This is a genomic window from Pseudomonas sp. Y24-6, assembly GCF_020295325.1.
In the GTDB taxonomy this organism is placed as follows: Bacteria; Pseudomonadota; Gammaproteobacteria; order Pseudomonadales; family Pseudomonadaceae; genus Aquipseudomonas; species Aquipseudomonas gregormendelii.
This window is the reverse complement of the sequence record NZ_JACBXG010000009.1, coordinates 226250-251951: the sequence shown is the minus strand read 5'-3', so window position 1 is coordinate 251951 and position 25702 is coordinate 226250. Positions and strand designations below refer to the sequence as shown.

At 61.1% G+C, this 25702-nt stretch carries 24 protein-coding genes; 16 read left to right on the top strand and 8 right to left on the bottom strand.

Annotated features, from left to right (window positions below; all coding sequences use genetic code 11):
* Positions 1–43 precede the first annotated feature (43 nt).
* The 6 genes from lysS to HYI44_RS18945 all read left to right on the top strand — a co-directional run bounded on the left by lysS (position 44) and on the right by HYI44_RS18945 (position 5677).
* Positions 44–1546 carry a lysine--tRNA ligase gene (lysS, locus tag HYI44_RS18970; protein WP_045060768.1) on the top strand — a complete coding sequence of 501 codons (1503 nt, stop codon included), beginning with the start codon at positions 44–46 and terminating at the stop codon, positions 1544–1546.
* A 99-nt stretch (positions 1547–1645) separates the two neighbouring features.
* Entirely contained in the window at positions 1646–2362 is a 717-nt protein-coding gene (locus HYI44_RS18965) for a TetR/AcrR family transcriptional regulator (protein ID WP_225570187.1), read from the top strand.
* Positions 2363–2408: 46 nt separating this feature from the next.
* Positions 2409–2963 (top strand): hypothetical protein, encoded by a 555-nt coding sequence (locus HYI44_RS18960; RefSeq protein WP_225570186.1) that lies wholly within the window; start codon positions 2409–2411, stop codon positions 2961–2963.
* 35 nt (positions 2964–2998) lie between these two features.
* Positions 2999–4276: a flavohemoglobin expression-modulating QEGLA motif protein gene (locus HYI44_RS18955; protein ID WP_045060765.1), complete on the top strand. Its 1278-nt coding sequence runs from the start codon at positions 2999–3001 to the stop codon at positions 4274–4276.
* Between the two features lie 160 nt (positions 4277–4436).
* Positions 4437–5348, top strand: a complete 912-nt coding sequence (locus tag HYI44_RS18950) for an alpha/beta hydrolase (protein ID WP_225570185.1) — start codon at positions 4437–4439, stop codon at positions 5346–5348.
* Positions 5348–5677, top strand: a complete 330-nt coding sequence (locus HYI44_RS18945; protein WP_045060763.1) for a hypothetical protein — start codon at positions 5348–5350, stop codon at positions 5675–5677. Before HYI44_RS18950 ends, HYI44_RS18945 begins: the two co-directional genes overlap by 1 nt.
* Positions 5678–5810: 133 nt before the next feature.
* On the opposite strand, the gene HYI44_RS18940 is transcribed toward HYI44_RS18945, so the two are convergent.
* From HYI44_RS18940 to HYI44_RS18930, 3 genes are all read right to left on the bottom strand, one after another.
* Complete coding sequence (locus tag HYI44_RS18940; protein WP_225570184.1) at positions 5811–6599, bottom strand: OmpA family protein; 789 nt, start codon at positions 6597–6599, stop codon at positions 5811–5813.
* Between the two features lie 55 nt (positions 6600–6654).
* Positions 6655–7068, bottom strand: coding sequence for a DUF4398 domain-containing protein (locus HYI44_RS18935; protein WP_122837667.1), 414 nt, complete (start codon positions 7066–7068; stop codon positions 6655–6657).
* Positions 7069–7354: 286 nt separating this feature from the next.
* Positions 7355–7699 carry a pilin assembly protein gene (locus HYI44_RS18930; protein ID WP_122837668.1) on the bottom strand — a complete coding sequence of 115 codons (345 nt, stop codon included), beginning with the start codon at positions 7697–7699 and terminating at the stop codon, positions 7355–7357.
* 200 nt (positions 7700–7899) lie between these two features.
* Between HYI44_RS18930 and ppc the strand changes: the two genes are divergently transcribed.
* The 7 genes from ppc (at position 7900) to HYI44_RS18895 (ending at position 15199) form a co-directional block, all read left to right on the top strand.
* A complete protein-coding gene (gene ppc, locus HYI44_RS18925; protein WP_225570183.1) occupies positions 7900–10530 on the top strand; it encodes a phosphoenolpyruvate carboxylase in 2631 nt (876 codons plus the stop codon).
* Between the two features lie 287 nt (positions 10531–10817).
* Entirely contained in the window at positions 10818–11468 is a 651-nt protein-coding gene (gene adk, locus HYI44_RS18920; RefSeq protein ID WP_225570182.1) for an adenylate kinase, read from the top strand.
* 85 nt (positions 11469–11553) lie between these two features.
* Positions 11554–12228 carry a tRNA (adenosine(37)-N6)-threonylcarbamoyltransferase complex dimerization subunit type 1 TsaB gene (gene tsaB, locus HYI44_RS18915; protein ID WP_045060104.1) on the top strand — a complete coding sequence of 225 codons (675 nt, stop codon included), beginning with the start codon at positions 11554–11556 and terminating at the stop codon, positions 12226–12228.
* 254 nt (positions 12229–12482) lie between these two features.
* Positions 12483–12788 carry a hypothetical protein gene (locus tag HYI44_RS18910; protein ID WP_225570181.1) on the top strand — a complete coding sequence of 102 codons (306 nt, stop codon included), beginning with the start codon at positions 12483–12485 and terminating at the stop codon, positions 12786–12788.
* Entirely contained in the window at positions 12788–13648 is an 861-nt protein-coding gene (locus HYI44_RS18905; protein ID WP_122837672.1) for a DUF72 domain-containing protein, read from the top strand. Before HYI44_RS18910 ends, HYI44_RS18905 begins: the two co-directional genes overlap by 1 nt.
* Positions 13649–13679: 31 nt before the next feature.
* Positions 13680–14501, top strand: coding sequence for an isocitrate lyase/PEP mutase family protein (locus HYI44_RS18900; RefSeq protein WP_225570180.1), 822 nt, complete (start codon positions 13680–13682; stop codon positions 14499–14501).
* Between the two features lie 2 nt (positions 14502–14503).
* A complete protein-coding gene (locus HYI44_RS18895; protein WP_225570179.1) occupies positions 14504–15199 on the top strand; it encodes an extensin family protein in 696 nt (231 codons plus the stop codon).
* 3 nt (positions 15200–15202) lie between these two features.
* Here the strand turns inward: HYI44_RS18895 and HYI44_RS18890 are convergent, their stop codons facing one another.
* Positions 15203–15826 (bottom strand): energy transducer TonB, encoded by a 624-nt coding sequence (locus HYI44_RS18890; protein WP_225570178.1) that lies wholly within the window; start codon positions 15824–15826, stop codon positions 15203–15205.
* Positions 15827–15918: 92 nt separating this feature from the next.
* Between HYI44_RS18890 and HYI44_RS18885 the strand changes: the two genes are divergently transcribed.
* Positions 15919–16701, top strand: coding sequence for a class I SAM-dependent methyltransferase (locus tag HYI44_RS18885; protein WP_263868750.1), 783 nt, complete (start codon positions 15919–15921; stop codon positions 16699–16701).
* A 113-nt stretch (positions 16702–16814) separates the two neighbouring features.
* Here the strand turns inward: HYI44_RS18885 and HYI44_RS18880 are convergent, their stop codons facing one another.
* Positions 16815–17459, bottom strand: coding sequence for a TetR/AcrR family transcriptional regulator (locus HYI44_RS18880; protein WP_122837677.1), 645 nt, complete (start codon positions 17457–17459; stop codon positions 16815–16817).
* A gap of 93 nt (positions 17460–17552) precedes the next feature.
* Here HYI44_RS18880 and HYI44_RS18875 point away from each other — a divergent pair, with 93 nt between their 5' ends.
* Together HYI44_RS18875 and HYI44_RS18870 are read left to right on the top strand one after the other, a co-directional pair.
* Positions 17553–18653, top strand: a complete 1101-nt coding sequence (locus HYI44_RS18875; RefSeq protein ID WP_122837678.1) for an efflux RND transporter periplasmic adaptor subunit — start codon at positions 17553–17555, stop codon at positions 18651–18653.
* Positions 18654–18659: 6 nt separating this feature from the next.
* Complete coding sequence (locus tag HYI44_RS18870; protein ID WP_225570177.1) at positions 18660–21725, top strand: efflux RND transporter permease subunit; 3066 nt, start codon at positions 18660–18662, stop codon at positions 21723–21725.
* 113 nt (positions 21726–21838) lie between these two features.
* On the opposite strand, the gene HYI44_RS18865 is transcribed toward HYI44_RS18870, so the two are convergent.
* The 3 genes from HYI44_RS18865 to plsB form a co-directional block, all read right to left on the bottom strand.
* On the bottom strand, positions 21839–22516 hold the full coding sequence (locus HYI44_RS18865; RefSeq protein WP_163019376.1) for a DUF4197 domain-containing protein: 678 nt from the start codon (positions 22514–22516) through the stop codon (positions 21839–21841).
* A 38-nt stretch (positions 22517–22554) separates the two neighbouring features.
* The gene (locus tag HYI44_RS18860; RefSeq protein WP_122837680.1) at positions 22555–22953 is read right to left on the bottom strand and encodes a YbaY family lipoprotein; all 399 of its coding nucleotides are present in this window, start codon (positions 22951–22953) and stop codon (positions 22555–22557) included.
* A 147-nt stretch (positions 22954–23100) separates the two neighbouring features.
* Entirely contained in the window at positions 23101–25605 is a 2505-nt protein-coding gene (plsB, locus tag HYI44_RS18855) for a glycerol-3-phosphate 1-O-acyltransferase PlsB (protein WP_225570176.1), read from the bottom strand.
* Positions 25606–25702 lie beyond the last annotated feature (97 nt).

Sequence of the window (25702 nt, the reverse complement as noted above, 5' to 3'; positions counted from 1 at the left end):
GCCGCAGGCTGTGGACCATGAACCTGATGGAATACTTAAAGACATGAGCGACCTAGAACTCGACCCGCAAGCCCTGCAACAGGAAGAAAACTCCCTGATCGCCCTGCGCAAGGAAAAGCTGGCCGCCGAGCGCGCCAAGGGCAATGCCTTCCCGAATGACTTCCGCCGCGACAACTACTGCGAAGACTTGCAGAAACAGTACGCGGACAAGACCAAGGAAGAGCTCGCAGAGGCTGCAATCCCGGTCAAGGTTGCCGGTCGCATCATGCTCAACCGTGGCTCGTTCATGGTGATCCAGGACATGTCCGGGCGCATCCAGGTCTACGTCAACCGCAAAACCTTGTCTGAAGACACCCTGGCCGCAGTCAAGACCTGGGACCTGGGCGACATCATTGCCGCCGAAGGCACCCTGGCGCGTTCCGGCAAGGGCGACCTGTACGTCGAAATGACCAACGTGCGCCTGCTGACCAAATCCCTGCGCCCGCTGCCGGATAAGCACCACGGCCTGACCGACACCGAGTCGCGCTACCGTCAGCGCTACGTTGACCTGATCGTCAACGAAGACGTGCGCCAGACGTTCCGCATTCGCTCGCAAGTCATCGCCCACATCCGCAGCTTCCTGATGAAGCGCGACTTCCTCGAAGTCGAAACGCCGATGCTGCAGACCATCCCGGGCGGCGCGGCGGCCAAACCGTTCGAAACCCACCACAACGCCCTCGACATGGACATGTACCTGCGCATCGCGCCGGAACTGTACCTCAAGCGTCTGGTGGTTGGCGGTTTCGAGAAGGTCTTCGAGATCAACCGCAACTTCCGTAACGAAGGCGTCTCGACCCGTCACAACCCTGAATTCACCATGTTGGAGTTCTACCAGGCGTACGCCGACTACGAAGACAACATGGACCTGACCGAAGAACTGTTCCGCGAACTGGCACAGCTGGTCCTGGGCAGTACCGACGTGCCTTATGGCGACAAGGTGTTCCACTTCGGCGAGCCGTTCGCGCGCCTGTCCGTGTTCGACTCGATCCTCAAGTACAACCCTGAGCTGACTGCTGACGACCTGAACGACATCGACAAGGCCCGTGCCATCGCCAAGAAAGCCGGCGCCAAGGTGTTGGGCTTCGAAGGCCTGGGCAAGCTGCAGGTGATGATTTTCGAAGAGCTGGTCGAGCACAAGCTGGAGCAGCCACACTTCATTACCCAATACCCGTTCGAAGTGTCGCCGCTGGCCCGTCGCAACGACGACAACCCGAACGTCACTGACCGTTTCGAGCTGTTCATCGGCGGCCGTGAAATCGCCAACGCCTACTCCGAGTTGAACGACGCGGAAGACCAGGCCGAGCGTTTCATGGCGCAGGTGGCCGACAAGGACGCCGGCGACGACGAAGCCATGCACTACGACGCCGATTTCGTTCGTGCGCTGGAGTACGGCATGCCGCCAACGGCGGGTGAAGGTATCGGCATCGACCGCCTGGTGATGCTGCTGACCAACTCCCCGTCCATCCGCGACGTGATCCTGTTCCCGCACATGCGGCCGCAAGCGTAAGTGTTTTAATCAAAAAGCCGCCTACCAGGGCGGCTTTTTATTGCCTGTCTGGTACAAACGTATCAATTTATTGCTTTCATCTGAGAGGAAAGACCTGTCGTGAATCGTGCAATGGCTCAAGAAGGTGCAGCGGGTATCGCCACTGCGGTCGCTGAAAGTGTTCAGTACCAGGGCCGCAAGGCCAGCCGACAGGGCAGCGAACAGCGTCGACAGGACATTCTCGATGCAGCGATGCGCATTGTGGTGCGTGATGGCGTGCGGGCCGTGCGTCATCGCGCAGTGGCGGCTGAAGCGGCCGTGCCATTGTCGGCGACGACCTACTATTTCAAGGACATCGATGACCTGCTCACCGATACCTTCGCCCAGTACGTGGAGCGCAGCGCTGCCTTCATGGGCAAGTTGTGGGTGAACAATGAGGGGCTGCTGCGCGAGATGGTGGTCAGTGGCGACGGCAGCCCGGAGTCGCGCTCGCAACTGGCCGACGATATTGCGCGCCTGATGGCCGACTATGTGCATCGCCAACTGGTCAATCGTCGCGAGCACCTGATGGCCGAACAGGCGTTCCGCCAGGAGGCACTGCTGAACCCGCGGCTGGCGGAACTGGTGCGCTCGCATCAGCAGATTCTGCTGCAGGGCAGCTGTCAGCTGTTTCAGGTATTGGGGTCCCGCGAGCCACAACAGGACGCCAAGGTGTTGACGGCGATTATCGGACGGATGGAATATCAGGGCCTGCTGAACGATGCCGAGCCTGACTCAGAGGCTGAAATGCTCGGTATCCTCAACCGTTACATGCACCTGGTGTTGGCATCGGTGTAACGTGATCCCCCGGGGCTCGGTGGTGTGATTTCATAGGGAGTATTGAATGAAAACCTGGCGTGTCGTTGTGATCGCCTTGTCGTTTCTGTTGCTCAGTGGCTGCCTGGTGTCCTTCAAGGAGCCTTTGCCCCAGAGTGATCCCGCGCCCAAGGGGCTGTTGGGCAAATGGACCAGCACCAATGCATGGGGCGAACCCATGAACCTGGAGCTGACGCGCATCGGCAACAATCGTTACCGGGCGGTCAGCTACTTCAAGGCCAGGCCCAAGGCGCGCGAGGCCTATCCGTTTACCGTGTCGCGCCATGGTGATCGCTGGTACCTGTCGGCGAAGGTGCCGGCACAATTTGGCGGCCACTTCCTCATCGCCGGCTTTGAACTCAACGAGGAGCGCGAACTGGTGGTCTACAACCTCGACCTGGATCAGATAAACCAGGCCATGGGGCAGAAAACCCTCAACGGCCAAGGCTTCCAGACGGATGATGGCGATGGCGTACTGATCAACAACAGCATGCCCGAGGTGTTTGCCTACCTCGACAACCCGGCCAACTCCGACGTGTTTGTCGAAGCCGTGCGCTACCAGCGCTTGGCCAACGCTAAATAAACCCAGCACTAACGGTTTTACTACAGGAGTTTCGGGTGGACGATTACCAGCAGACGATACGCATTTTGTCCGATCGAATTGTGCTGGCGCAGACACCGATTCGTGTCCTCGACGCGGTGAAGTGGGACGAGGGCATCCGCAAGGGTTTCCTCAAGGCCAAGGGCAAGGAGATGCCGGCGGTAGACCGTGATTACTACCTCAATCGGCCGCTGTCTTTCGACTCCAGCAAAGTGAAACTGGAATTCCAGAACATCGAACGCGACATCACCCGGCAACTGGGCCAGTTCAACCCGGTCGGCCAGATCATGCGGCGCATGTGCAAGGAATACCGCATGGTGGTGCGCATGCTGGAAGCCCGCGGTACCGAGGACTTCGGGTTGATTTCCCAGGAGCTCTATGGCGCTGCCTCCGATGCGTTTCACGCCGGCGACCCGACCCTGTCCGACCTTGGCTTGATGCTGTCGGACTACCTGAACAACATCGACGGTCGTGGCGATCTCAAGGACGAGCCGAAAATCCTTACCGCCAAGGACGCCGTAAACCTGCTGCAAACCCGCCTTAGCAAAGTGTTCGGCGAGGCCGAGGAAACCATCAGGGTGTTCGAGTCCGATGGCATTGTCGCGGACGCGGCGGCCGGCGCGGATTACATAAAGATCCGCACCGACGCGATGTTCAACGAGCGCGACGTGCGCGCGCTGGAAGTCCATGAAGGGCTGGTGCATGTCGGCACCACCCTCAATGGCCTGAACCAGCCGATCTGCACCTTCCTCTCCAAGGGCCCGCCGTCATCGACCGTGACCCAGGAAGGCCTGGCGATTCTCATGGAGATCATCACCTTCGCCTCCTACCCGAGTCGCCTGCGCAAACTGACCAACCGCACTCGTGCCATCCACATGGTGGAGGAGGGTGCCGACTTCCTGCAGGTATTCGAGTTTTTCCGCGAGCAAGGCTTCGAAATGGCCGAAAGCTACGGCAACGCCAGCCGGGTCTTCCGCGGCTCGGTGCCGACCGGCCTGCCATTCACCAAAGACTTGTCCTATCTCAAGGGCTTTATCATGGTTTACAACTACATTCAGTTGGCCGTGCGTAAAGGCAAGCTTGAGCAGGTGCCCTTGCTGTTCTGCGGCAAGACCACCCTGGAAGACATGCGGACGTTGCGTCAGCTGGTGGATGAAGGGCTGGTGGTGCCGCCCAAATATCTGCCGGAGCAGTTCCGTGACATGAACGCGTTGTCTGCCTGGATGTGCTTCTCCAACTTCCTCAATCACTTGAGCCTGGACCGGATTGAAGCGGATTATTCCAATATTCTTTAAGTACAACACCAACCCTGTGGGAGCGGGCTTGCCCGCGATAGCAGTCTAACGTTCACATCTAAGTTGTATGACACACCGCTATCGCGGGCAAGCCCGCTCCCACAGGTTATTCATTTTCCACGAAGTCGTATTTCAACCCGTATTTGCGAGGTTTCAACGGATGAGAATCCTCGGGATCCTTTGCCTTCTCCTGAGCCTGGGCGGTTGCAGTTCGCTGCTGTTTTATCCCGAACCGGGCCAATTGTTCACCCCGGCAAAAGCCAAGCTCGACTACCGTGAAGTCACCCTGGTCACTGCCGATGGCCTCAAGCTGAATGCCTGGTGGCTTCCGGCGAAGCAAGGCGTCGAGGTCAAGGGCACGGTGCTCCATCTGCACGGCAATGGCGGCAATTTGCCCATGCACCTCGGAGGCAGCTGGTGGTTACCGCAAGAGGGGTATCAGGTATTGCTGCTGGACTATCGCGGCTATGGCCTTTCCGAAGGCGAACCGAGCCTGCCGGCGATCTACCAGGACATCGACGCCGCCTTCAAATGGCTTGACCAGGCGCCTGAGGTCCAGGGTAAGCCGTTGATCCTTTTAGGGCAGAGCCTCGGTGGTTCAATGGCGGTGCATTACCTGGTCCAGCACCCGGAGCGGCAGAAGCAGCTCAAGGCGTTTGTGCTCGACGGTGTGCCGGCCAGCTACCGCAGCGTCGGGCGCTTTGCCCTGAGCAGTTCCTGGCTGACCTGGCCCTTGCAGGTGCCGTTGTCCTGGCTGGTGCCGGACGGCGACAGCGCGATCAACTCCATGGCGCAGCTCGATGGCGTGCCCAAATTGATTTACCACAGCATCGACGATCCGATCGTGCCTCTTTCCAATGGCATCCGTCTGTATCAAGCTGCGCCGCCGCCGCGGGTGCTGCAACTGACCCGGGGTGGGCATGTGCAGACCTTTGCCGACCCGGTCTGGCGCAAGGTCATGCTGCGCTACCTTGACGATCCGCAACATTTCGACGGCCTGCGCCGCTTGGGCGAAATCCCGAATTACCCGGCGCCCCCGAATTCTGAAGATGAACCACCAGAGAGTCCGTAATGAGTGAAGAACGTAACGCTATCCCGCTGATCATCACCGGTATCTGCAGCATCCTCGGCACTGTGGGTGCCCTGTGGTGGTACGGCTACCTGCACTTCGCCAAACCCGAGGATGCACTGCTGCTGAGCGAGTTCACCATGCTCAAGACCGTGCCCGGCGAAGACTACAAGATTTCCCTGCAGCCGGCCGCGCAAGTGGCCCAGTGCATCGATGGCGTGCTGGTGATGTTCGACACCGAGCAGAAAGGCCTGACCGGCGTGCTGGTGGATAACAAGAAGAAGGCAGTGCGTTGTGTGGGCGGGGAAACTCCGCAAAAGCTCGAACCCTGACGCCCTCGCCAGCTGCAACAACCCCGTAGGAGCTGCCGCAGGCTGCGATCTTTTGATCTTTTGATCTTTTGATCTTCAACAAAAAGCCCCGCCTGATCAGATCAGGCGGGGCTTTTGTGTCACTGCGTGAAGCTTAGTTCGCGCTGACGGCCGAGCGCGGCATGACCGGCTGGTTGTCATTGGAAATGGTCACTTCAACACGACGGTTCATGGCACGGCCCGAAGCGTTGCCGTTTTCGGCAACCGGGTATTCCTTGCCATAACCCTGAGCAACGATGCGCGCTGGATCAACGCCCATTTTCACCAGGGCAGTGCGCACGGAAGCCGCACGGCGCTCGGACAGCGACTGGTTATGCGACGCGGTACCGGTGCTGTCGGTGTAGCCTTCGACGATCACTTTACGGTCCGGGTTTTCCTGGAGGAACTGAGCCAGTTTGTTGATGTTGACCAGGCCGCTGGATTTCAGGTCGGCACGGTCGGTGGCGAACAGCACGTCACCGAAGGTCACCAGCGTACCGCGATCGGTCTGCTTGGCGTTCAGGCTGTCCTGCAGCTGTTTGATCTGCGCGTCACGGGCATCCAGACGAGCCTGGGCACGTTGGGCCGAAGCGTTTTTCAGGTTGGCTTCCGCGGTGCGCAGGGCAATCGTCTGCTTCGCCACTTCGACGCGCTGGTTGGTCAGGTAAGCCAGCTGATCGACTTTCGACTGGTCTTCCTTGTTCAGGTAAGCCTTGTCTGCCTTGTCCAGGTAGTCACTGGCTTCCTTGGTTTCCAGCGCCGCTACTTTACTGGCCTGCGGGTTGGTTTGCAGGCCGGTGTAGTTGGTGCGGGCGTTTTCCAGGTTCGCGTTAGGCGGAGTGGAGCAGGCTGCCAGTGCAACGCTTGCGGCCAGGAGAGCGGGGATCATCAATTGTTTACGCATAATAAGTCGTCCTTTCTATCGATTAGAGCTTCAGGTCTGGGGTCTGGATGCGCGCTTACTGCACGGTGCGCTGGCTTTCCTGACGCAGTTCCTGAACACCTTTCTGAGAGTCCTTGACTGCCTGTTCGGCCTTCATTGCCTGCGCTTTGCGTTCCGCTACACGGGCGTCCCACTCGGCTTGTTCAGCCAGAACCTTGGCTTCGTCGTACTTCTTGTCATGCATGGCCAGCTCGGCCTGCTTGAGCTTGTCCTGAGCCGATTTCATTTCCACGGCTGCGAATTCGGTACCGCCGGCGCTGACGGCGCTATTGACGGCCGATTCAGTCACGGCGAACTGCTCGGTCGGCGGATTGCCTGCGCAACCGGCCAGAACGAAGCTGGTGCCGATAGCCAGTGCAGCCATTTTCAGACCGCGCAGGTGAGTAGACGAGGATTGGGCGATGCTGGTCTTCATGGTCTTCAACTCCATTGGAAATGCTCCTGAAAAACTTGAAAAATCCATCCTGGGCATGGAGCCGTACCGTCGATGTTAGGAGGCGTTTTGAAACGGCCGTCCCAGGCGTGGTTACTGGGTACGACCCGAGCGCTTTTTCAAAAGTTCAGAAGAGATGGCCAATCGCCGGAAAAAATATCTGACCGATTGGTCATGGTTTTGGAGGTGGAACTTTGTGGGGGGGCGCAGGGTATTCGCGGGCTAATGTGGGAGCGAGCAAGCCCGCTCCCACAGGGATCACCTGCACTCTCGGGAGCGATGATCAGTGTTTGGACTCGTCGCCACCGCTCGCCAGATCATGCAAATACCTGCGCGACAGCGCCAGGAAACGTGGGGTCGGGCCGACGTCTTCGTACAATGGATCGCCTTCTTCGTCGGTTGCCACGACGGTCGAGCCCTTCACATACGGGAAGCTTTTCTCAAGCTCCTCCAGCGCGGCGCCGATCAGCTCCCCGAGCAGTTCTTCGGGCTGGCGCTTGGGGTACATTTCGGTGATGGCTGCCAGTCTGGCAGCCGCTTCCATGTCCAGGTGGATCTTGTAACCGGTGTCGGTCAGGCGACCTTTGGCATTTTCTTCCCAATGCTGGGCGAGCTCGCGAATTTTCATGACAACCTCATTGCGCGCCTGCTCGTGGCAGGCCGGAGAGTATCCGCCGGTGAGGGGCGGCAAGCCGTTGTACGGCTTACTCTTCAGACTAGCTTCAACCCCAAAGGTTTACAGTCCCTTCGTCGTCTGCTTGTCAGAAACAGTCTGGAGCGGCACTCTTGAGGTTCCTGGCCCCCGGATTTTTTGCTGGAGAACTGCTGATGACCGATATTGATGCACGCTTGCGCGAGGATGTTCACCTGCTGGGTGAGCTGTTGGGCAACACCATTCGCGAGCAGTATGGCGACGGCTTTCTCGACAAGATCGAGCAGATTCGCAAGGGGGCCAAGGCCGACCGGCGCGGTTCGATGGACGCCGAGCTGAGCGCCAGCCTCAACCAGTTGAGCGAAGATGAATTGCTCCCGGTTGCGCGGGCGTTCAACCAGTTTCTCAACCTGGCCAATATCGCCGAGCAGTACCAACTGATCCACCGACGCGAGGAATCCCAACCGGCACCTTTTGAGGCCCGGGTATTGCCGGAGTTGCTCGCTCGCTTACGGGCCGAAGGTCATGGCGCCGAAGCGCTGGCGCGGCAGTTGGGGCGGCTGGAGATCGAGCTGGTGCTGACCGCGCACCCGACGGAGGTGGCACGCCGTACCCTGATCCAGAAATACGACGCCATCGCCGAGCAGTTGGCGGCTCAGGATCATCGCGACCTGACCGGCGCCGAGCGCGAGCAGATCCAGGTCAAATTGCAACGCCTGATCGCCGAAGCCTGGCACACCGAGGAAATCCGCCGCACCCGCCCGACCCCGGTGGACGAAGCGAAATGGGGTTTTGCGGTCATCGAGCACTCGCTGTGGCAAGCCATTCCCAATTATCTGCGCAAGGCCGACAAGGCCCTGCACGACGCCACCGGCCTGCACCTTGCGCTGGAAGCTGCGCCGATTCGCTTTGCTTCCTGGATGGGCGGCGATCGCGACGGCAACCCGAATGTCACGGCGGCGGTCACCCGCGAAGTGCTGCTGCTGGCGCGCTGGATGGCGGCGGATCTGTACGTTCGTGACATCGATCAACTGGCAGCGGAGCTGTCGATGCAGCAGGCCAGCGACGCGCTCAAGGCGAAGGCCGGCGACAGTGCCGAACCTTACCGCGCGGTGCTCAAGCAACTGCGTGAACGTCTGCGGGCAACGCGTAACTGGGCGCATGCATCCCTGACAGCCAGCACGCCGGCAACGGCTGATGTGCTGCAGGACAATCGCGACCTGCTGGGTCCGCTGCAGCTGTGTTATCAGTCGCTGCACGAGTGCGGCATGGGCGTGATTGCCGATGGACCGCTCCTCGATTGTCTACGCCGAGCGGTGACGTTCGGGCTGTTCCTGGTACGCCTGGATGTACGCCAGGACTCCTCGCGGCATTCGTCGGCCATGACCGAAATCACCGATTACCTGGGCCTGGGGCGCTACGAGGACTGGACTGAAGAAGAGCGCATCGACTTCCTGATGCGCGAGCTGGGCAACCGCCGGCCATTGCTGCCGGCGTACTTCAAGCCATCGGCCGACACCGCCGAATTACTGGCCACGTGCCGGGAAATCGCCGCCGCGCCGGGCGCTTCGCTGGGCTCGTATGTGATCTCCATGGCCGGCGCCGCCTCGGACGTGCTGGCCGTGCAGCTGCTGCTCAAGGAGGCCGGGGTATTGCGGCCGATGCGTGTAGTGCCGCTGTTCGAGACGCTCGCCGACCTGGATAACGCCGGCCCGGTGATCGAAAAACTGTTGCTCCTGCCAGGCTATCGTTCACGCCTGCACGGCCCGCAGGAAGTCATGATTGGCTACTCCGACTCGGCCAAGGATGCCGGCACCACGGCGGCCGCCTGGGCGCAGTATCGCGCGCAGGAACGCCTGGTCGATATTTGCCGCGAGCAGCAGGTGGAACTGCTGTTGTTCCACGGCCGCGGTGGCACCGTTGGACGTGGCGGCGGTCCTGCTCACGCAGCAATTCTGTCGCAGCCGCCGGGTTCGGTGGCGGGGCGGTTCCGCACCACCGAGCAGGGGGAAATGATCCGCTTCAAATTCGGCCTGCCGGATATCGCCGAACAGAACCTCAACCTCTACCTGGCGGCCGTGCTGGAGGCAACGTTGTTGCCACCGCCACCGCCGGAGCCGGCCTGGCGCGATCTGATGGACGAACTGGCCGCTGATGGCGTGAAAGCCTATCGCGCAGTGGTGCGGGAAAATCCGCAGTTCGTCGAGTATTTCCGCCAGTCCACCCCGGAGCAGGAGCTCGGTCGCCTGCCGTTGGGCAGTCGCCCGGCCAAGCGACGTGCGGGTGGTATTGAAAGCCTGCGGGCGATTCCGTGGATCTTCGGCTGGACCCAGACCCGTCTGATGTTGCCAGCCTGGCTCGGCTGGGAAGCGGCACTGAGCAAGGCGCTGGAGCGCGGCGAAGGTGAGTTGCTGGGGCAGATGCGCGAGCAATGGCCGTTCTTCCGCACGCGCATCGATATGCTGGAGATGGTCCTGGCCAAGGCCGATGCGGACATCGCCCGGTCTTACGACGAGCGTCTGGTGGAGCCGGATCTGCTGCCATTAGGTGCGCATTTACGCGACCTATTGTCGCAGGCCTGCGCGGTGGTCCTGGGGCTGACCGGTCAGTCCCAACTGCTGGCGCATAGCCCGGCCACCCTCGAATTCATTCGCTTGCGCAACACCTACCTCGACCCGCTTCATCTATTACAGGCGGAGTTGCTGGCGCGCTCCCGACAGCAGGAAGTCACTCAAGGCAGCCCGGTAGAACAGGCGCTGCTGGTGTCTGTGGCGGGGATTGCCGCTGGTTTGCGTAACACCGGCTAACATTTTGCGGTGGCGTCCGGCACCTGCAGCGGGTGGCGGATGCCTGCCGCCCAGTCGAGCGAAAGTGCGGTCAGGCGACAGTTAGTGATGGGGTTGCGACTTGGGGTACCCCGTCGCAAAGTCACGCAAGGCGCGGGTTTCTCCGACTTTCGGCGGCTTGTGTGGGCAGGAACTGCTGTGTATCTTGAGCAGCCTTTGGCCGTTTGGGCGGTCACGACCCTATTTTTGAGATTGGCCCCATGAGGCGAATCTGACGTTATCCATATAAAAAATTGAGGAGCACATCGATGCGCGTCATTCTGCTGGGAGCTCCCGGGGCCGGTAAAGGTACTCAGGCGAAGTTCATCACCGAGAAATTCGGCATTCCGCAAATCTCCACTGGCGACATGCTGCGTGCAGCGGTCAAGGCTGGCACCGAGCTGGGCCTGATCGCCAAGAGCGTCATGGACAGCGGCGGTCTGGTCTCCGACGACCTGATCATCAACCTGGTCAAGGAACGCATCAGCCAGTCTGACTGCACCAACGGATTCCTGTTCGACGGTTTCCCGCGCACCATTCCTCAGGCTGAAGCGCTGGTCAAAGCCGGCGTGGAGCTGGATCACGTGGTCGAGATCGCCGTTGACGACGAAGAAATCGTTCAGCGCATCGCCGGTCGCCGTGTTCACGAGGCCAGCGGCCGCGTCTACCACACCGTCTACAATCCGCCGAAAGTTGCCGGTAAAGACGACATCACCGGTGAAGACCTGGTGCAGCGCAAGGACGACACTGAAGAAACCGTTCGTCATCGCCTGTCGGTCTACCATTCCCAGACCAAACCACTGGTGGCTTTCTACCAGAAGCTGTCGGCTGAAACCGAGGGCAAGCCGAAGTACAGCCACATTGCTGGCGTCGGCTCGGTCGAAGCGATCACCGGCAAGGTGCTTGAAGCCCTGAGCTGATCTGCGTTTGATTTTCTACGGCCCGCTTGCGGGCCGTAGTTGTTTATACTGGCGCACTTTTTCTGACTCTCTTACGGAAACATCGATGAGCACCTTGCTGGCCCTGGACACCGCGACTGAAGCCTGCTCTGTTGCCTTGCTGCATGACGGCAAGGTCACGAGCCATTACGAGGTGATCCCGCGCCTGCACGCGCAAAAGCTGTTGCCGATGATTCAGCAGTTGCTGGCAGACGCCGGGACCACGCTGCAGGCGGTCGACGCCATCGCATTTGGCCGGGGGCCGGGAGCATTTACCGGCGTGCGGATCGCCATCGGCGTGGTCCAGGGCCTGGCCTTTGCCCTGGATCGCCCGGTACTGCCGGTATCCAACCTGGCAGTGCTGGCGCAGCGGGCCTTGCGCGAGCATGGCGTGAGCCAGGTGGCTGCCGCTATCGACGCGCGCATGGATGAAGTGTATTGGGGTTGCTACCGCGAGACGGCGGGGGAGATGCGCCTGGTCGGTGCCGAAGCGGTGCTGGCGCCGGAAGCGGCAGCGTTGCCTGCCGATGCCAGCGGCGAGTGGTTCGGTGCGGGTACCGGTTGGGGCTATGCCGAGCGCATAGCCGTCAATCCGAGCGGGCAGGATGCGGGCATGTTGCCCCACGCTGAAGACCTGCTGACGCTGGCCAGATTTGCCTGGGCGCGCGGTGAAGCCATCGTGGCGGATGAGGCGCAGCCTGTTTATTTGCGCGATAAAGTGGCGACGCCTAAAGCAAGATAAGCTTGAATCGCGGTGGTTTCTCCGCGAGCAAGCCCGCTCCCACAGATTGCGAGTTGTCACTGAACTTGTGTGCGACATGGCTCCTGTGGGAGCGGGCTTGCCCGCGAAGACGGCCTCACAGACACAGCCAATCGTCAGTTCCCAGCTTCCATTTTTAAACCTTTTTCCTTTTTTGTGTTCTAGTTATCACTCGGCAGTTTGCGAAGAGCGCTACGCGCCATTAAACTGCCATCATCGATACCGGGCATGACTTTATGCGTATAGACGGCTTTTCCTCTCAGTCCTACCCCATCAAGCGCCAACAGCGTAAGAGCACTGTGGTGCAGGACGAGCCGGTCGATATCGACGGTGAGCTGGAATATCCATCCGAAGAGCAAGTGGCCGCCCGCGTCGCCAAAGCTTGCGCGCAACGACTGGGTAATCTTCCGGCGCGTCAGCAGGACATGATCTACCATCGCGCCATGAGCAAGAGCGTCGCAATGGCCCTGGCCAGCTACCTCAGCACTGCCGGTTTCGTCGATTGGGATGCAGACGTGCTGGGCCTCGACCTGTACATCTGATGCGGCTGCCGTATTACCTCGGTTGTCCGTCCTGGAGTGAAAACGCCTGGCGCGATTACTTCTATCCGCAAGATGCCCGTCCTGCCGAGTTCCTGTCGCTTTATTCCCAGGTGTTCAATGCGGTTGAAGGCAATACAACCTTCTACGCGAGTCCGGCTGCCAGTACTGTGCAGCGCTGGGCCGACACCATGCCCGAGCACTTTCGCTTTACTGCCAAATTCCCCGGCGACATCAGCCACAACGGCGACCTGCGTGAACAGCTGACTGCGGCCGAGACTTTCCTGCAACTGCTCAGCCCCTTGGGTGAACGAGTCTCGCCACTGTGGCTGCAACTGCCGAAAAGCTTCACACCGCAACGCCTGCCCGAACTGGCCGGTTTCATTGATGCGTTGGAGCGGCCACTGGCGGTGGAGGTGCGCCATCGGGAGTTCTTCGCCAAGGGCGATAGCGAACGCATTCTCAATCGATTGTTGCGCGATCGTGGCATCGAACGTATCTGCCTCGATCCACGGGCACTGTTCAGTTGCACCTCCACCGATCCTGCCGTGCTCGACGCCCAGGCTAAGAAGCCCAACGTGGCGACTCGCCCGGCGGCGTTCACACAGTGCCCACAGGTGCGCTTCATTGGTCATCCACAGCTGGAAGCGAATGATCCGTTCCTGGTGCCCTGGGTGGAAAAAATTGCGCAGTGGATCGAGGAGGGCCGCACGCCTTATATCTTCCTGCACACCGCCGACAACCTGCTGGCGGCGAAACTCGCGCAACGTTTCCACACTCAACTGATGCTGCGTTTACCTGGCCTGCCGGCGCTGCCTGAGCTATACAGAGAGCCCGCCGCCGAACAACTTGGTTTGCTCTGAGGCGTGAGTCGTCTTTTCCAGGAGCCTGCCAATGGATGCGCAAACCCTTCGAGCCCAGGCGTTCAAAGCGCTGCATGAACGCGACGAGGCGTTCGTGATTCCCAATCCGTGGGACGCCGGTTCGGCGAAAATGCTCGCCAGCCTGGGGTTCCAGGCCCTGGCCACCACCAGCGCCGGTTATGCCTTCTCCAGCGCTCGCCCGGACGGCGGACTGAGCCTGGATGACACCCTGGCCAATGTCCGGGCGATCGTCGCGGCCTCGGACCTGCCAGTGGCGGTCGATCTGGAGAACGGCTTTGCCGATGATCCCGCCGCTTGTGCGCAAAGTATTCTGCGCGCGGCAGAGGCCGGGGCTGTTGGCGGCTCGATTGAAGACGCGACGGGCCGCGATGACGCGCCGATCTATTGTTTCGAACATGCCGTGGCGCGGATCGAAGCGGCAGTATCAGCCGCTCGCAGCTTGCCCTTTGACTTCACGCTGACGGCCCGGGCGGAAAACTTCCTGCACGGTAATCCGGACCTGGCGGACACGATCCACCGTCTGCAGGCGTTTTCAGAAGCGGGCGCTGACGTGCTGTATGCGCCTGGGTTACGCAGTGCCGAGGAGGTCTTGGCGGTGGTTCGTGCAGTCGCGCCCAAGCCGGTCAATGTGCTGATGTCCGGTGGCCTCAAGTTGACGGTCGCGCAATTGAACGACATGGGCGTCAGGCGCATCAGCGTCGGTTCGGCGCTGGCTCTGGCGGCCTATGGCGAGTTTTTCCGTGCGGCGCGGGAGATCAAGGAGGCCGGCACGTTTGGCTTCACCGCAAGGTCCATGCCGTACGCCCAGGCCAATCAATTGTTCAAGGGCTGACGATGCGGTTGCGCTGGTGGCTGTTGTTCCTGCTGTTGATCATCGGCTCAACCGCTGCGGGCGTGTGGCGTGGCTGGATCGCAGTACCGCCGCAATGGAACCCCTGGGCGCCGCTGGACGTTGCCGCTGCGCCCAATGTCCTCACGCGCTACAAACTCATGCGCTTGCGCGCCGATGCCCAGCTGTGTGACCAGGCCCTGGCCACTTCCGGCTTGCGCGTGAAACGCCAGGCCGATAGCCCCGACGCGACCTGCCCGCTGCTTAATACCTTGCGCATACAGGGCGGCGAGGTCGCGTTGAGCAGCAGTTTCCTCGCCAGTTGCCCATTGGCCGTGACCTTCGCACTGTTCGAGCGCCATGCCCTTCAGCCTGCAGCTCAGGCGATCTATGGGCAGGCGGTGGCGCGGGTCGATCATCTGGGCAGCTTCGCCTGTCGCAACGTCTACGGGCGCGAGAATGCCAGGCGCAGCCAGCATGCGTCCGCCGATGCGCTGGACATCGCCGGTTTTCGCCTGGCAGATGGGCGAACGATCAGTGTGCTCAAGGACTGGCCACGAGATAATCGCGACGCGCAGTTTTTACGCCAGGTTCGCGATGGCGGCTGTGGGCTGTTCAGTGTGGTCTTGAGTCCGGATTACAACGCCGCCCATCACAATCACTTTCATGTGGATGTCGGGCCGTGGTCGGTGTGCCGCTGACGGTCAGGCGGCGATGCGCAGGTTGTGCAGGATGATCGGGCGAGCCCAGCCGATGTCGAAGTCGAAGTTTTTCTGCTGATCCACCAGCTCTTCGGGCGAGAAAGGCGGGAAGGGCTTGTCCAGCAGATCAAGTTCGAATTCGGCGATGGGCAGGTGCAGCGGGCGCGGTTGTGGCGCCGGGCCAGCGTCTGGCAATGGCTGGCCAGCATTGAGCACGATCGGCCGAACCCAGGCACTTTCGAAGTCCTGCTGTTTCTGCTGGGCGACGATTTCTTCTTCCGGGAACGGCGGGAAGGGCTTGTCGACCAGGTCCAGCTCGAACTCGGCGATTGGCAGGAACAGTGGCTCGGGCGGGCGTACTACATGGTCCTGCACGTTACATTCGCGCTGGGAAACGATATGTGCCAACAGGTCGCTGCCCACGGTAGGTTCGACCGGGCTGTCGAGGTCGACCGCGGGGAAATCCAGCGAAGCGGGGAGCACATCTTCCTTCGACTGATCAGCGAGGGCCCGGGCAAAAAAATCCTGCCACAGGTGGCTGACGCCGCTCAGTGCTTGGGAGTTTCGCAGGCTGTAATCGCCGTAGGGCGAGATAAAGCCTGTGATGATGGGTTGAATGTCTGACATTTTTCTCGGTCGACGCTCAGCTCTGGCAAAATGCTCGATAGTTTTGTTATCGGCCGTTTTTGCCGATCATTAATTTTTTGAGTGTGTTTTCCATGATTGAGCAACCGTCGGCCTGCCGCATCCATGTCGAAGCCCTGGGCGCGACCTTCCAGCCAGAGGCCGAACAATGGGCCGAGCGCCTGGGTTTGCCGTTGCAGGTGGCCGATGCCGAGTTCGCGCTGCAGGTAGGCGAGCAGGGTTTGCAGCTGCAACAGCTGGGGGCGGATGCGCCGGGGCCGGTGCGGGTGGATTTTGTCGAAGGCGGTGCGGCCCACAGGCGCCTGTTTGGCGGTGGCACCGGGCAGATGATCGCCAAGGCGGTGGGTATCGGCCAAGGCGTGCGGCCGCGGGTGCTGGATGCCACGGCGGGGCTGGGCAAGGATGCGTTCGTCCTGGCGAGTCTTGGTTGCGAGATGAGCCTGATCGAACGCCAGCCTTTGATTGGCGCCTTGCTCGAAGATGGCCTGCTGCGTGCGGCGGAGGATTTCGACGTGGCGCCGATCGTAGCGCGCATGCGTTTGCTCAAGGGCAACTCGATCGAGGTGATGCGCAACTGGGAGGGGGAGCCACCGCAGGTGATCTACCTGGACCCGATGTTCCCGCATCGTGAGAAAACCGCGCTGGTGAAGAAGGAGATGCGCCTGTTCCGGCCGCTGGTGGGCGACGACCCGGATGCGCCGGCCTTGCTTGCAGCGGCGTTAGCCCTTGCCAGCCATCGCGTGGTGGTCAAGCGCCCGCGCAAGGCACCGTGCATTGAGGGGCCCAAGCCCAGCCATGCGCTGGACGGGAAATCGAGTCGGTATGATATCTATCCGAAGAAGGCGCTCAAGTCCTGAGCGGGTTGCGCCTTTCGCGGGCAAGCCCGCTCCCACCGGGATTCGTGTTAAATCACAGACATCCTGTGGGAGCGGGCTTGCCCGCGATGGGGCTGGTCCTTGCTGCAAATAACTCAGACTGAATCCGGCCGATAAGCCCGCATAAACAACCCCACCACCTCCCGCACATGGCTTTCCGCGGCCTCCCCGGCCAGCGGCGCGCCGCAGCCATACAGCAGGCGAAAATTCCCTGCACCCTTGAGCAGGCAAAAGAAATGCTCGGCGGCGTTGCGCGGTTTATCGATGCTCAGCGCGCCGCTTTGGTCGATCCTTACCAGCAACCGTTCCATGCCATGCAGCATGCGCTCGGGGCCGGCTTCGAAGAAGATCAGCGAGAGCTTCGGATCCTGGCTGCCCAGGGTCATCATCAGGCGGTGCAGGTTCACCGATTCATCGCTGTTGATCAGTTGGTGAAAACCACGGGCAATGTTCAGCAGCACGGTCTCCACTGCGATGCCGTCGGGCAACTCGAAAAACAGCGGCGGCAGTTGCTCTTCACATTTGGCCACGACGGCCGCGGAAAACAACGTTTCCTTGTCGTTGAAGTGGCTGTACACCGTGAGCTTTGACACGCCGGCCTCGGTCGCCACTGCGTCCATGCTGGTGTTCGCGTAGCCGTTGCTCAGGAACAGGCTTTTCGCCGCGTCGAGGATCGCCTGGCGCTTGGCCAGATCCTTGGGACGGCCAGGGCCGTTGGGGGCTGAAAGATTGTTGGGCATTCTTCGCTTTAATACTGGACTGGTGAGTTTGCTATTAATAACATACTGGCCAGTATAATTATTCCAAGCACCATTAGCGAAAGGTCCTTCACCATGTTCCGCTATGCCTTGCCCCTCGCGTTGCCAGTCGGTCTGGCTTTTTTATTGTCCGCGTGCGGTCACGAGGAGGCGCCTCAGGTCACGGTGCGACCGGCCATGATGGTGCAGCCAGAGCCTTCGGCGCAGGCCATGGAAAGTTTCCCCGGTGAAGTGCGGGCGCGTTTCGAGCCGGACCTGGCTTTCCGGATTGGCGGCAAGGTGATTCGACGACTGGTCGAGGAGGGGCAGCGGGTCAAGGCTGATCAGCCGCTGGCGGAGCTTGATCCCCAGGACGTACGCCTGCAACTGGAGGCCACCCGTGCCCAGGTCGCGGCGGCCGAAGCCAATCTCAATCTGGTGCGTGCCGAGCGTGATCGCTACAAGACCTTGATGGACCGTCAGATGGTCAGCCGTTCGGCGTACGACAATTCCGAAAATCTTTACCGATCCGGTGAAGCGCGCCTCAAGCAAATCAAAGCCGAATTCAACGTATCGACCAACCAGGCCAGCTATGCCGTCCTGCGGGCGCCCCAGGACGGTGTGGTGGCCAGGCGGGCGGTGGAGGTCGGGCAGGTGGTAGCCGCCGGACAAACCGTGTTTACGCTGGCCACTGATGGTGAGCGGGAAGTGCTGATCAGCCTTCCGGAGCAGAGTTTTGGCCGGTTCAAGGTGGGCCAGCCGGTGTCCGTGGAGCTCTGGACCCAACCTGACCAGCGCTTTGCCGGGCGGATCCGCGAGCTCTCGCCGGCGGCCGATCCGAAGTCGCGCACGTTCGCTGCGCGTATTGCCTTCACCGCCGGCAAAGTACCGGCCGAACTTGGTCAGAGCGCCCGGGTGTTTATCCAGGCCGCTGACGTCGTATCGCTGTCAGTGCCGCTCTCGGCAGTCACCGCAGAAAACGGCGCCACCTACGTCTGGGTACTCGGCGCCAACAATACCCTGAAAAAAGCCCCGGTGCGTGTCGGCGCCTTCGGCGAGAAGACCGTGCCGGTGCTGGAAGGCCTGAACGCCACTGATTGGGTAGTCGCCGCCGGTGTCCATGTGCTGCATGACGGGCAGCAGGTGCGCCCGGTGGACCGCTCTAACCGCGTGATCAATCTGGCGGACAAGGAGTAATCCCCGATGGGCTTCAATCTTTCCGAATGGGCGTTGCGTAACCGCCAGATCGTACTGTTCCTGATGCTGCTGCTGGCCGTGGTTGGAGCGCTTTCCTACACCAAGCTCGGCCAGAGCGAAGACCCGCCGTTCACTTTCAAGGCCATGGTGATCCGCACCAATTGGCCGGGCGCAACCGCCGAGGAAGTCTCGCGGCAGGTTACCGAACGCATCGAAAAGAAGCTGATGGAAACCGGGGAGTACGAACGCATCGTGTCGTTCTCTCGTCCAGGAGAATCCCAGGTGACGTTTATCGCCCGGGATTCCATGCACTCGGTGCAGATTCCCGAGCTGTGGTATCAGGTGCGCAAGAAGATCAGCGACATTCGTCACACCTTGCCCCCGGGCATCCAGGGGCCGTTTTTCAACGATGAATTCGGCACCACCTTCGGCAATATCTACGCCCTGACCGGCGATGGGTTCGATTACGCGGTGCTCAAGGACTACGCCGATCGCATCCAGATCCAGCTGCAACGGGTCAAGGATGTCGGCAAGGTCGAGCTGCTTGGGCTGCAGGACGAGAAGATCTGGATCGAGCTGTCCAACGTCAAGCTTGCCACCGTGGGTCTGCCCCTGGCCGCGGTCCAGCAAGCGCTGGAAGAGCAGAATGCGGTGTCCACGGCGGGGTTCTTCGAAACCGGCAGTGAACGTTTGCAGCTGCGGGTGTCGGGGAATTTTCAGACAGTCGATGAGATAAAGAACTTTCCGATCCGGGTGGGCGAACGTACGTTCCGCATTTCCGATGTGGCTGACGTTCGGCGTGGTTTCAACGATCCGCCGGCGCCGCGTATGCGCTTCATGGCGCAGGACGCCATCGGCCTGGCGGTTGCGATGAAGGACGGTGGCGACATCCTGGTGCTGGGCAAGGCGCTGGAAGTCGAATTCGACCGCATCCAGAAGAATCTTCCGGCCGGGATGCAGTTGCGCAAGGTCTCGGACCAGCCCGCTGCAGTAAAAACCGGCGTTGGCGAATTCATCCAGGTGCTGGTTGAGGCCCTGGCAATCGTATTGCTGGTGAGTTTCTTCTCCCTGGGCGTGCGCACCGGCATGGTCGTGGCGCTGGCGATTCCCCTGGTGCTGGCGATGACATTCGCCTGCATGTATTACCTGGGCATCGGCCTGCACAAAATCTCCCTTGGAGCCCTGGTGCTGGCGCTGGGCTTGCTGGTGGACGATGCGATCATCGCCGTGGAAATGATGGCGATCAAAATGGAGCAGGGCTTCGACCGGGTCAAGGCGGCCAGCTACGCCTGGACCAGCACCGCCTTCCCGATGCTCACCGGCACGCTGATTACCGCCGCCGGCTTTCTGCCGATTGCCACGGCGCAATCGGGCACCGGCGAGTACACCCGCTCGATCTTCCAGGTAGTGACCATCGCGCTGCTGGCGTCCTGGGTCGCCGCCGTGGTCTTCGTGCCGTATCTGGGGGAAAAACTCCTGCCTGATCTGGCGAAAATTCACGCAGCCAAGCACGGCAGTGGTCAGCCTGATCCTTACGGCACTCCTTTCTATCAGCGCGTGCGGCGCCTGGTGGAGTGGTGCGTGCGGTGGCGCAAGACCGTGATCGTATTAACCGTGGTGTTGTTCATTGCCTCTATTGCGCTGTTCCGATTTGTGCCGCAGCAATTTTTCCCGGCGTCCGGCCGCCTTGAACTGATGGTCGACCTGAAGCTGGCCGAGGGCGCGTCCCTGAGCAACACCGCCGAAGAGGTCAAACGTCTCGAAGTGCTGCTTAAGGATCACGCCGGTATCGATAGTTACGTGGCTTACGTGGGCACCGGGTCACCGCGCTTTTACCTGCCGCTGGATCAGCAACTGCCAGCCGCCAGCTTTGCCCAGTTTGTGGTGCTGGCCAAGACCATCGAAGACCGCGAACCCCTGCGCACCTGGCTGATCGAGACCCTCAACGAGCAGTTTCCGGCATTGCGCTCGCGGGTAACGCGCCTGGAAAACGGCCCGCCTGTGGGATATCCGGTGCAGTTCCGGGTGACCGGCGAACACATCGAGGAGGTGCGTGCCCTGGCGCGCAAGGTCGCGGCGAAAGTGCGCGAGAACCCGCATGTGGTCAACGTGCACCTGGACTGGGAAGAGCCGAGCAAAGTGGTGTACCTCAACGTCGATCAAGACCGCGCCCGGGCGCTTGGGGTGAGCACTGCGAGCCTGGCAAAATTCCTCCAGAGTTCCCTGACCGGTTCCAGCGTCAGCCAGTACCGCGAAGACAACGAATTGATCGAGATCCTGCTGCGCGGCACCCTGCACGAGCGTACCGAGTTGTCGTTGCTGCCGAGCCTCGCCGTGCCGACCGACAACGGGCGCAGCGTGGCGCTGTCACAGATCGCGACGCTGGAATACGGCTTTGAAGAGGGCATCATCTGGCACCGTAATCGCCTGCCCAACGTCACCGTTCGGGCCGATATCTACGGCAAGGAACAACCGGCGACCCTGGTGGCGCAGATCATGCCGACCCTCGATCCGATTCGCGCCGAGCTGCCGGACGGCTACCTGCTGGATGTCGGCGGCACCGTCGAAGATTCGGCCCGTGGGCAGAACTCGGTGAAGGCTGGCGTACCCTTGTTTATCGTGGTGGTGCTGACCTTGCTGATGCTGCAACTGCGCAGCTTCTCGCGCACGGTGATGGTATTCCTGACCGCGCCGCTGGGGCTCATCGGCGTGACGCTGTTCCTGTTGGTATTCCGCCAGCCGTTCGGCTTCGTCGCGATGCTCGGGACCATCGCCCTGTCGGGGATGATCATGCGCAACTCGGTGATCCTGGTGGACCAGATCGAGCAGGACATTGCCGCCGGGCTCACGCCTTGGCAAGCGATCATCGAAGCCACGGTCCGACGCTTCCGGCCAATCGTGCTGACGGCGCTGGCGGCAGTGCTGGCGATGATCCCGCTGTCACGCAGCGTGTTCTTCGGGCCGATGGCGGTTGCCATCATGGGCGGGCTGATTGTGGCCACAGCGTTGACGCTGTTGTTTCTGCCGGCTTTGTATGCGGCATGGTTCCGCATCAGGAAGGACCCGGGCTGATCCTCCCCTGTGGGAGCAAAGCTTGCTCGCGATCGATGCTACGCGATTGCACTCGCAGATCGCCTCAGGGCTATCGTCGCAACGCCACCCGCGGCAAGCTTTGATCTCACTGTTTACAGGCTGCCAAACACCTTCTTGGCCAAACTGGTCGCCGCAGCGGCCGGGTTGTTGCGGATGGTTTCTTCCTGTTTGCCGATCATCTCGAACAGGCCGTTCAGCGCTTGCTCGGTCACATAGCTTTCGATGTTGGCGTTCTTGGCATCCAGTACACCCAGGGTCGCCGCCTGACCGGCGAAGGCGTTGTATTGCTTGGCCAGGCCGACCTGGTCGGTGGCTTGCTTGACGATGGGCAGGAACTTGACGCGGATCTGTTCGCGACTGGTTTTGCTCAGGTACTGCGTGGCCGAGTCATTGCCGCCGCCCAGGATGCCCTTGGCATCGTCGACCGTCATCTTCTTCACCGCATCCACAAGAATCGGCTGGGCCTGGACCACGGCTGTTTCAGCGGCCTTGTTCATGCTGGTCTCCAGTTGATCGACCTGGGCCCCCATGCCGAACTGTTTCATCTTGCTGGCGACCTTGCCCAGTTTGCCCGGCAGCTCGATTTTCACTTCAGGGTTGTTACTGAAGCCGCCTGGAGCGCCCAGTTGTTTGACGGCGAGCTGTGCGCCTTGGGTCAGGGCGTCCTTGAGACCCCCGGTAGCGTCTTTTTGTGACAGGTCATTGAGCGACAGCGCCATGGCGTTGGCGCACATCAGCAAGCCTGCACAGAGGCCGGTGAAGCGGAGGATCATGGGGGGCATGGCGGCTTCCTTAGGGTAAGAGGGCGTTAGCGAGCGGCGTTCACGCGAATCTTCAATGGCTGCGGATCACTGCCATCCAGTTGCACGGCGTGATTTTCGGTGGTGATGAACAGCAACTGGCCATCCGCTTCGATGCGTGCGCTGACCGAGTAACGGTGGCCGGGCTTGACCTGGGCCGGGTCGTAGCTCAGGTGAAAGGGCAGTGGCACCTGGCCTTTGACCGGGCCTTTCTGTTCGTCGAGGACGACCGCTGGTGCGTCGGCCAGGGAGACGTCCTGCAAGCTGACGCTCAGGGTGGCGGTCGGCGGCAGGGCGATGCGTTGCAGGTAGAACACTTCGCCGTCGAGGCTGGTTTTTGCTGCAGGTTGCATGGATTGGCAGGCGCTGAGCAGGGTGGCTGCGGCCAGGAGAGAGAGTTTTTTCATAGGGGTGTCTCCGTTATGAATGAGGGCGCGAGGCTGCTCCGGGCGGTGTTCCGACGATGTGATACGGCATTCGACATCTTTGCTGTCGGATACACCGCTACCGCGAGCAAGCTTGGCTCCTGCTGGGGAATTCATTGCCAAAGGGCTTCATGAAATTTCGCTTGGTGCCGGTGGCTGATCCGCTGCATCTTCGCTGCGGTGCAGTGCCACCTGGCGGATCGACAGGCGAATCTCCGCCGGTAGCACCCGCTTCGCCGCGCCTTCAGCCAGTTCGCCCAGCAGCTCGTGATAGCTCAGCTTGCCGGCTTCGTCACGGCGCAACACGTCAAGGTCGAGCATGGTCTGGATGAAGTGCCGGAACAGGCTCTTGTCAAAGAATTCCGGAGCGTTCAAGCCGTGCAGGATCGACAGGCGCTGGGCCATGACGGTACACAGGTCTTCCAGTTCCTCGGCGCTGACGCTGTGCTGGCCACTGTTGAGCAGCAAGGACACGGTCATGTAGAAGCGCTGCAAGGTCTGGGCGATGCTCTTGGACAACAGGGTCAGCAGCACGAAGTGTCGCGAGCTCGGCGCCGGGCGCAGGTACACATTGTTTTCGAATCGCAACAGGCCTTGCTCGACGAACGCCTCCAGCCATTGATCGACCACCGCATCGAGTTCATCCAGGGACCAGCGAATGAACAGCTCCGACTGCAGGTACGGGTACAGCGCGCGGGTGTAGCGAAGGATCTGCTCCCGGCTCATGCGCGAGGCGCTCTGGAAGAAACTGGCCAGCAGCGCGGGCAGCGCGAAGATATGCAGCACGTTGTTGCGGTAGTAGGTCATCAGGACGGCGTTCTGCTCGTCCAGGTACAGGATCTTGCCCAGGGCATCGCTCTGCTCGGAGAGCAGGTCCATGTCCTTCACGTGCTCGATCAGCGCCCGACCATCGCCTTCCGGCAAGGTGGTGTGCGGCGAGTACGGTACTTTGCGCAGCAGCGCCAGGTACAGGTCGAGCACCCGCGCCATCGCGCGATCGTCCAGCGCCAGGCGGCTGGTGGAGAGCAGGGCCAGTGCGACCAGGTTGACCGGGTTGATGGCTGCCGCTTCGTTCAGGTGCTGCGCGACTTTTTCGCCCAGGCGATGGGTGGTTTCGTTGAGCCACGCCGGCTTGAACTGCGGGCCGAGTTCCTGCTGGCGCCAGTCGGGCTGCTCGCTGTCGAGGAACTCCGCCAGTTTGATCGGCTCGCCGAAGTTGACGGCCACCTGGCCGAAGCGTTGCTTGAGGGCGCCGATGACCTTGAAGATGTCGAAGATCGATTCCTTCTTCTTCGTGGCCCCTCGTAGCTCGCCCAGATAGGTACGGCCTTCCAGCACTCGCTCGTAACCGATGTACACGGGCACGAAGACGATAGGCATCCGCGAGGACCGCAGGAAGCTGCGCAACGTGATCGCCAGCATCCCGGTTTTTGGTTGCAGCATGCGCCCGGTGCGCGAGCGGCCACCTTCGACGAAGTATTCGACCGGAAAGCCTTTGGTGAACAGGGTGTGCAGGTATTCATTGAACACTGAGGTGTACAACGGGTTGCCCTTGAACGTGCGGCGCATGAAAAACGCGCCGCCGCGGCGCAGCAGGCTGCCGATCACCGGCATGTTGAGGTTGATCCCGGCGGCGATGTGCGGCGGAGTCAGGCCGTTGCGGAACAGCAGGTAGGACAGCAGCAGGTAATCGATATGGCTGCGATGGCACGGCACGTAGATGACTTCGTGACCCTGGGCGACCTTTTGCACGCCTTCGATGTGGTTGACCTTGATCCCGTCGTAGATCTTGTTCCAGAACCAGCTCAGCACCACTTCGAGGAAACGGATCGCGGTATAGGTGTAGTCCGAGGCGATCTCGTTGCCATAGCGCAGGGCCTGGGCCTTGGCTTTTTCCGGGGAGATGTTCTCGCGCTCGGCCTCCTCGAGGATCGCCTGCTTGACCAGCGGCTGGTTGAGCAAGCCCTTGACCAGGTTGCGCCGGTGGGAAATGTCCGGCCCGATCACGGCGGCTTTCAGGTTGCGAAAGTGCACCCGCAGGATGCGCTGGGCCATGCGCACTGTGCGCTCATGGCCCTTGTTGTGATCGATGAGCTCACGCAGGTGGATCGGCGCGGAAAACTGTACCCGGGTCTTGCGGCCCAGGACGATGATGCTCAGCAACCGGCGCAAGCGGCCGGTGACCGCCCAGCTGTCGGCGAACAGCAGCTTCCACGGGCTCGATTCGCTGTCTGGCGACTGGCCCCAGAACACGCTGACGGGAATGATCTGCGCATCTTCGGCGGCATTCTGGCTCAGGGCACTGACCAGCCGGGTCAGGGTCGGCGGCGCGCCACGCTTGTCCTGGCGGCCGAGCCAGTCGGGGTCGGGTGTCAGGTAGAAAAACGCCGCTGGCTCCAGCAGGTTGCCCACCGACACCGGCAGGACCGGGCGCGGCAGGCCGGCCTTGGTGCATTCGGTATCGACCACGGCAAGGTCGGTCAGCGAAGGATTTTGCAGGACGTAGAACACCGGCCGGCTGCGGTCGAGGTTGAGGGTGAACGACGACTGGTTGATCGTCTCCGAGCGAACCCAGAGGTACAGCAGTCGGCGCAAGGTGCCAAACACTAGACGGCGGAACGGGGAGCGGGTCATACGGCTTCTGCGTGAGTGAATGAGACCGAGCATTTGCTCGGGCGGTCGATAGTGTGCCGGATTCATCGAAAATCGGCAAAAAAGCGGCTAAGTAAAG

Excerpts from the sequence above, each read along its gene's own strand:
- lysS (WP_045060768.1), top strand. The coding sequence starts at position 44 with ATGAGCGACCTAGAACTCGACCCGCAAGCCCTGCAACAGGAAGAAAAC.
- HYI44_RS18960 (WP_225570186.1), top strand. The coding sequence starts at position 2,409 with ATGAAAACCTGGCGTGTCGTTGTGATCGCCTTGTCGTTTCTGTTGCTC.
- HYI44_RS18950 (WP_225570185.1), top strand. The coding sequence starts at position 4,437 with ATGAGAATCCTCGGGATCCTTTGCCTTCTCCTGAGCCTGGGCGGTTGC.
- HYI44_RS18945 (WP_045060763.1), top strand. The coding sequence starts at position 5,348 with ATGAGTGAAGAACGTAACGCTATCCCGCTGATCATCACCGGTATCTGC.
- HYI44_RS18940 (WP_225570184.1), bottom strand. The coding sequence starts at position 6,599 with ATGCGTAAACAATTGATGATCCCCGCTCTCCTGGCCGCAAGCGTTGCA.
- HYI44_RS18935 (WP_122837667.1), bottom strand. The coding sequence starts at position 7,068 with ATGGAGTTGAAGACCATGAAGACCAGCATCGCCCAATCCTCGTCTACT.
- HYI44_RS18930 (WP_122837668.1), bottom strand. The coding sequence starts at position 7,699 with ATGAAAATTCGCGAGCTCGCCCAGCATTGGGAAGAAAATGCCAAAGGT.
- ppc (WP_225570183.1), top strand. The coding sequence starts at position 7,900 with ATGACCGATATTGATGCACGCTTGCGCGAGGATGTTCACCTGCTGGGT.
- adk (WP_225570182.1), top strand. The coding sequence starts at position 10,818 with ATGCGCGTCATTCTGCTGGGAGCTCCCGGGGCCGGTAAAGGTACTCAG.
- tsaB (WP_045060104.1), top strand. The coding sequence starts at position 11,554 with ATGAGCACCTTGCTGGCCCTGGACACCGCGACTGAAGCCTGCTCTGTT.
- HYI44_RS18910 (WP_225570181.1), top strand. The coding sequence starts at position 12,483 with ATGCGTATAGACGGCTTTTCCTCTCAGTCCTACCCCATCAAGCGCCAA.
- HYI44_RS18905 (WP_122837672.1), top strand. The coding sequence starts at position 12,788 with ATGCGGCTGCCGTATTACCTCGGTTGTCCGTCCTGGAGTGAAAACGCC.
- HYI44_RS18900 (WP_225570180.1), top strand. The coding sequence starts at position 13,680 with ATGGATGCGCAAACCCTTCGAGCCCAGGCGTTCAAAGCGCTGCATGAA.
- HYI44_RS18895 (WP_225570179.1), top strand. The coding sequence starts at position 14,504 with ATGCGGTTGCGCTGGTGGCTGTTGTTCCTGCTGTTGATCATCGGCTCA.
- HYI44_RS18890 (WP_225570178.1), bottom strand. The coding sequence starts at position 15,826 with ATGTCAGACATTCAACCCATCATCACAGGCTTTATCTCGCCCTACGGC.
- HYI44_RS18885 (WP_263868750.1), top strand. The coding sequence starts at position 15,919 with ATGATTGAGCAACCGTCGGCCTGCCGCATCCATGTCGAAGCCCTGGGC.
- HYI44_RS18880 (WP_122837677.1), bottom strand. The coding sequence starts at position 17,459 with ATGCCCAACAATCTTTCAGCCCCCAACGGCCCTGGCCGTCCCAAGGAT.
- HYI44_RS18875 (WP_122837678.1), top strand. The coding sequence starts at position 17,553 with ATGTTCCGCTATGCCTTGCCCCTCGCGTTGCCAGTCGGTCTGGCTTTT.
- HYI44_RS18870 (WP_225570177.1), top strand. The coding sequence starts at position 18,660 with ATGGGCTTCAATCTTTCCGAATGGGCGTTGCGTAACCGCCAGATCGTA.
- HYI44_RS18860 (WP_122837680.1), bottom strand. The coding sequence starts at position 22,953 with ATGAAAAAACTCTCTCTCCTGGCCGCAGCCACCCTGCTCAGCGCCTGC.
- plsB (WP_225570176.1), bottom strand. The coding sequence starts at position 25,605 with ATGACCCGCTCCCCGTTCCGCCGTCTAGTGTTTGGCACCTTGCGCCGA.